4 protein-coding genes and 1 pseudogene are annotated in these 6,402 nt (G+C 37.5%); all 5 read left to right on the plus strand.

Translation table 11 applies throughout. From position 1 onward, the window contains the following. Nucleotides 1-575: 575 nt before the first annotated feature. Nucleotides 576-1,445, plus strand: a pseudogene (locus tag FD29_RS07365) (BspA family leucine-rich repeat surface protein); the annotation flags it as partial. Nucleotides 1,446-1,460: 15 nt separating this feature from the next. Then, nucleotides 1,461-1,742, plus strand: a complete 282-nt coding sequence (locus tag FD29_RS07370) for a hypothetical protein (protein ID WP_147007995.1) — start codon at nucleotides 1,461-1,463, stop codon at nucleotides 1,740-1,742. Between the two features lie 685 nt (nucleotides 1,743-2,427). Beyond that, nucleotides 2,428-3,648 (plus strand): carboxylate--amine ligase, encoded by a 1,221-nt coding sequence (locus FD29_RS07375; RefSeq protein ID WP_057888305.1) that lies wholly within the window; start codon nucleotides 2,428-2,430, stop codon nucleotides 3,646-3,648. A gap of 19 nt (nucleotides 3,649-3,667) precedes the next feature. After that, entirely contained in the window at nucleotides 3,668-4,132 is a 465-nt protein-coding gene (locus tag FD29_RS07380; RefSeq protein WP_057888300.1) for a universal stress protein, read from the plus strand. A gap of 145 nt (nucleotides 4,133-4,277) precedes the next feature. Then, complete coding sequence (locus tag FD29_RS07385; RefSeq protein ID WP_057888301.1) at nucleotides 4,278-6,221, plus strand: M13 family metallopeptidase; 1,944 nt, start codon at nucleotides 4,278-4,280, stop codon at nucleotides 6,219-6,221. Nucleotides 6,222-6,402: the final 181 nt, after the last annotated feature.

Genomic DNA, 6,402 nt, shown 5'->3' on the forward strand with positions numbered 1-6,402 from the left:
AAGTTCTAAGTAAAGAGTTTAATCTTTACTTAGAACTAATCTTAGGTTGTTTAATGACTATTTAGTCGGGAGTGAGAGCAATTCGGGCTCAGCCGTGCAATTAATCTAAGCTGGTTGAACTTTACCAGCTTAGATTAAGACTCGATTTGGAAACAATTTTGAACCTTAAATTGGTTTCAAACGATGTCCATCGCGTTCCAGCCCGATATTGCCGAACGGACGACGGCAGTGAACCATTATCCCAGATACTTAAACAAAACTTCCCTCAGCGTTATAAGTGTTTAAGAAATAATAAATATATTTCTTAAAATAAACAGCGCTTACTTGAGTTTGGTATAGTAAATTTGTCATTTTCCAAACTGGCTAATTATTTTTAAATTACGGGGAATAAATTACTTAATGGAAAAATAATGGTTTGGGAAACAAATAGGGGTGGAATAATAGGAGATTGTAATATTTATCCAAATTCTACCGTTCTATTGCTGATTTAGCTAATTTTATAAAGATTGAAGGAATGGAAGGATATGGATACTAGACAAGTAACAGATATGAGTCAAATGTTCCTGAACTGTTGATCATTGAAAGAGCTAGATTTATCGAGCTTTACGACTAGCCAAGTGAAAGATATGTCGCGAATGTTTGATGGTTGCAGTGATTTGAGAACTTTGGATATTTCCAATTTCAATACCAGTCAAGTTACTAATATGAACGGGATGTTTGCCGGTTGTGAGACTTTGGAGAAATTAGATCTATCAAATTTTGATACGACTAATGTCAAAAGCATGGATAAAATGTTTGAATCATCTGATGCTTTGAAATCAATCAAGCTGGGCAAGAAATTCGTCGTTCCGAGTGAGCAACGTAAAAAGTTAAAGTTGGTCGATAAAAGCTGGATCGACATCGGAACTGGGACAGAAGATAATCCTAAACCAGCTAACAAGAAAGGTATTAATTCACTTGAATTAGTATCGATGGCTGACAAGGGCAACTGGATCGTTAAACCAGACCACGAATATCACGGTCCAATGACGGTTAAAATCAACAATAATTTGGATGAAGATATTGTCGTTACAGTTCCCAAGGATATTCAACCAGAATATGTGGGTAGTAAATTTGAAGTTGCTGTTCCAACTAAAGACAATTACATTACCGATAAGAAAACGGTTAAGGTAGTCGCTTTGGAAGACAGTCTGGAAGCTGAAGATAAAGTTATTTACTCCGAAGTTAAAACTGACACTAAAGTAGAAGAACCAGCTATGACAGTTTCAGACGAACCAACGCCAGTTGCTAGACCAGCTGCAGCGGTTCAAGAAAAGCCACTTGTAAAAGGCAAGATTACTGATTTTATGAACTACGTGACGATCCATCCGGATGTGACGGTGGCCAAAACTTACAGTTCCGCTGGAAAAGCTTTGGTACCAATTTTGCAAGGAAATCACAGTTAGTACAGCGACAAACAAATGATGCTTGAAGGTACAAAGTATTATCATGTTGTCGATGACGAATGGGTTAAAGCAGAAGATGTTTACTTGTACAAAGAAACTAAGAGCGTCATTCAAACTAAGGACAAACCAATCACGAGAATGATCGACAGTCATCTAAATTTAGTGGGCAATCGGGCTTTGGTAGCCATGCAAAAAATGGAATCAGACAAAATTGCTTTGTTGAATAATCACAAATACTATCAAGTTACAACTAATGAATTTGTAGATTCCGACGAGGTCAATGTCGTTAATAGTTAAGCTATATAGAAGAGGCTGTGACACAACTATATTTTTCATTAAATATGCGGCATAAACGTGCAACAGAACTCAACTTCTTCCGCATAATAGCAAAACCCACAATATTCATAATGCGAATATTGTGGGTTTTCGATTATTGCTCGGAAGTTAACCGAGTTCTGTTACACTCTGAAACAAGCTACACAAACCAGATTCCTGTGCATTGCTACGGCCTGAAAATTATCTGTCAAGACCCGACAGACAATTCCCAGGTCTAGGCAATTGCTCAGAATCTAACCGGTTTGCTACGCTCTATTTGGTATTGAAATGAGTCATAACGGTTAAAAATATAACGCTAATCAAAGCTTGATGTTACAAGGCTGAATCACAAAAAAGATAGGACATTTTGCCTAAGCGTTATGACGGCGTTGTTATTTTGTGCTATATTTGATTTTGCTCACACAGACTTCAAAAAAATAAAACTATTAAATTTATCAATATTAAGCTGATTACTTTGGATAAATTAAGAAAATGATAAACCTGAAGCATTAAATACTTTCAGTCTACTCGTTGTGCTAAATTGAGTATGGTATAATTTTGTTTGAAATGTGTGAAAAATTAAAAATAGAATTAATATAGTAAGAGGTTGGTCCTTATCGAAACTGAATCAGGAAAAAAATTCACACCTATTTTATTAGGTAGTGATATGAATGTTTACGGAATGGCTCGTGCTTTCCATGAACTTTATGGGGGCACTGTTAAAGCCTATGCTGATATCCAATTGGCACCTACAAGATATACAAAAATCTTAAGCTTAACTCTTCACCCAGGATTTTCTGAAGACCCTGTTTTTATTGAAAAAATGCGTGAAATTGCTAAAGAATATCAAAACCATGACGAACCAGTTATTTTAATTGGTTGTGGCGATGGTTATGCCGAACTTATCAGTAAACACAAAGATGAATTATCAAAGACATTTGTCTGCCCATATGTCGACTATGATTTGTTGAAATCATTGAACAATAAAGAGAGTTTCTATCATGTTGCTGATGAACATGGTTTGCCACACCCATTGACAAAGATCATCACTAAAAACATGTACGAAAACAAGACTGATATGGACGTTCCATTCGACTTCCCAGTCGCTTTGAAACCTGCTAACAGTGTTGAATGGTTGGATATTCACTTCGAAGGTCGTAAGAAAGCCTTCACTATCCACTCACAAGAAGAATATATGTCAATCGTTGGTAAAATCTACGACAACGGATATAAGTCAGATCTTATTTTGCAAGACTTTATCCCAGGAGATGATTCCAACATGCGTGTCTTGAATGCTTATGTCGATCAAGATCACCATGTGAAGATGATGTGTTTAGGTCACCCAATTTTGGAAGACCCTACACCACAATCAATCGGTAACTACGTTGCTATTGTGCCAGAATTCAATCAAGACGTTTATGACCGAGTTCAAAAATTCCTTGAGGATATTGAATTCACTGGTTATGCTAACTTTGATATGAAATATGACTCACGTGACGATACTTTCAAATTCTTCGAAATCAATTTACGTCAAGGTAGAAGTAGTTTCTTCGTAACTTTGAATGGCTATAACCTTGCTAAATATGTCGTTGAAGATTATGTTGAAGGTAGTCTAGAAAAAGAACCAACAGTTTATGCTAATAAGAACAAGGCTCAACACAAGTTGTGGTTGGGTGTTCCGGTCAAAGTCTTCAACAAGTACGCTGCTAAGAACGATGCAACTGAATATGCTGATGAATTGATCAAGCAAGATCGTGTTGGCACAACTGTTTTCTATGACAAAGATAAATCATTTAGACGTTGGTTATTGTTGACTTACATGTTCCACAACTATGTAAAGAGATTTGACCAATACTTCCAAGAGAACAAGGGACGCGATTTTAAATAATTTAGGAGGTTTTGAATAGATGGACGAAATAGAACACTACAAAGTTAGAAAAATGGAGTATTCCAAGATTTTAATCTGTGTTGATTCGGACGATTTTGTATCATCGAAAAATGCTTTTAACTATGCTTGCTCACTAGCAAAACATCACGATGCTGAATTAGGAATAGTTTCTGTTTTAGAAACCGGCGATTTGAATATTTTCCAATCACTCGATCCTGATGTATTAAAAGAACGTCGTGAACAGATCAAAGAACTCCTTTCATTGTACGGCGATAAAGCCGAAGATTTTGGAGTTAAAGATGTTCACTTGATGGTTACAGAAGGTAATCCTGGTACGACTATCGTTGATGAGGTTATTCCTAAGTTCCAACCCGATCTTGTTATTGTCGGGGTTGAAGAAAAGAATCGGACTCGTAATACTATCGGTTCTCAAGCTGCTAAGATCGTGAATAATTCGCGTGTCTCAGTCAGTGTTATCAGATAGTAAAATATTGAAGTTATTAATAATAAATAAAAAATAGTGGACGACCGTTGGGTTTGTCTGCTTTTTTGTTTAATAGTCATAATTATTCTAATGATTTGTAATAAGTGATATAGTAGTTTCTAAAACTAACATGGCGGTGAAGATATTGTTAATTAATAAAGTAATCGGTGGCGTAGGCGATATGTTTGATGCTAAACCAGCCGATGTTAAAGATAATTTATATTTGGCTGTCAATGGGGCTTGGCAAGAAAAGGCTGAGATTCCATCTGACAAGTCACGTACTGGTGGTTTCAGTGACCTCGACCTTGGGGTTGAAAAGAAATTGATGGAAGACTTCCACGAATTTGCTAACGATGAGGGGAAGATCAACGATGATTTAATGTTACAAGCGGTAAAACTTTATCGTTTGGCTAACAACGTTGACCATTTGAGCAAGTTCCACCAACAACCAATTTTGAAAGATATTCAACGCATCAGCGATTTGAATTCTCTCAAGGATTTGAGTGACAATTTGGCTCAACTCGGTAAAGATGGTTTTCCATTGCCAATCGGTGTCGAAGTTGATGCTGATATGAAAGACACTGCTAAGAATGCACTTTACATTGGTGGCGCTAACTTGATTTTGCCTGACAAATCTTACTATGACGAAAAGAATGAATCAGGTAAGAAGCTTTTGGCTAAATACGCTGAAGTTGCTGGTCGTTTGCTTTCAATGATCGGCTACAAGTTGGACGATGCCAAGACTATCGTTGAAAAGGCCTTGGCTTTTGACAAGTCATTGGTTCCAATCGTTAAGAGTTCTGAAGAGTGGGCTGACTATACTAAAGTTTACAACCCAATGGACTTCAAAGAATTCGTTACTAAGTCAGACAATCTTGACCTCAAGAGCATGGCAGTCGATTCTATCAACGATACGCCTGAAAAAGTTATCATCACTGAGCCAAGATACTTGGATAATTTGGACAAGTTAGTTAACGACGATACTTTTGAAAATATCCAAGCTTGGATGATGGTTCGTTTCTTGACAAGCAATGCTTCAGTTCTTGATGAAGAATTCCGTCAAACAATCGGCGAGTATCAACTTGCTAAGAGTGGTGCTAAAGAGATCCAAAACAGAACTAAATATGCTTACAACTTAGCTGCAGGTATTTTCAGTGAAGTTGTTGGTACTTACTACGGAAAGAAATACTTTGGCGAAAAGGCCAAAGAAGATGTTCGTAGCATGGTCAAGAAAATGATTTCCATTTATGAACAAAGACTTTCAGAAAACACTTGGTTGAGCGAAGATACCAAGAAGAAAGCCATTGTTAAATTGGATAAGATCGTTATTAAAGTCGGCTATCCAGACAAGATCGAAGACATTTACAATAAATTTGAAATCAATGAAAATGATTCTCTATACGATAATATTTCCCGTATCAAGAAAATTATTAACCAAGATGCTTTGGATCAATACCACAAGCCAGTTGACCGTACAAAATGGTTGATGCCAGGCCACATGGTCAATGCTTGTTACGATCCATCAAGAAACGACATCACATTCCCAGCTGCTATTTTGCAAGCTCCATTCTACAGTTTGGAACAAACAAACAGTGAAAACTTCGGTGGTATCGGTGCTGTTATCGCCCACGAAATTTCACATGCCTTTGATAACAACGGGGCTCAATTTGATGAATACGGTAATATGAACAATTGGTGGACTAAGGATGACTACGCTAAGTTCAAGACCTTGACCCAAAAGATGATCGACGAATTCGACGGTATTCCATACGCCGGTTCCAAGGTCAACGGAACTTTGGTCGTCAGCGAAAATGTTGCCGATGTTGGTGGTTTACGTTGTGCTCTTGAAGCTGCTAAACAAGATTCCGACTTTGATGCTAAGAAGTTCTTTACTAACTGGGCTAAAGTTTGGAGAAACAAGTCAACTAAGCAATTGACAGAAATGTTCTTGTCGATCGATGTTCACTCACCAGCTCCATTGCGTGCCAACGTTATGGCTCAAAACATGGACGAATTCTATGATGCTTTTGGTGTTACAGAAAAAGATGGTATGTGGTTAGACAAAGACAAACGTGTAAATATCTGGTAAAAATCCTAAGGCTATTAAAGGATGCCGCCTTCCGATCAAAAGCTGATTGGGCTGGAACGTAGTGAGAGACTTTTCGCCAATTTAGAAATTGTCTTCAAGCTCGGCAGTAATCTAAGCCAGCAGCCCAGTACGCTAGCTAAGATTAAACCACTACTGAGCCCATCAGCTTTTGCTCTCCAGG

The sequence above is a fragment of the Companilactobacillus mindensis DSM 14500 genome, from assembly GCF_001434275.1.
GTDB classification, from domain to species: Bacteria; Bacillota; Bacilli; order Lactobacillales; family Lactobacillaceae; genus Companilactobacillus; species Companilactobacillus mindensis.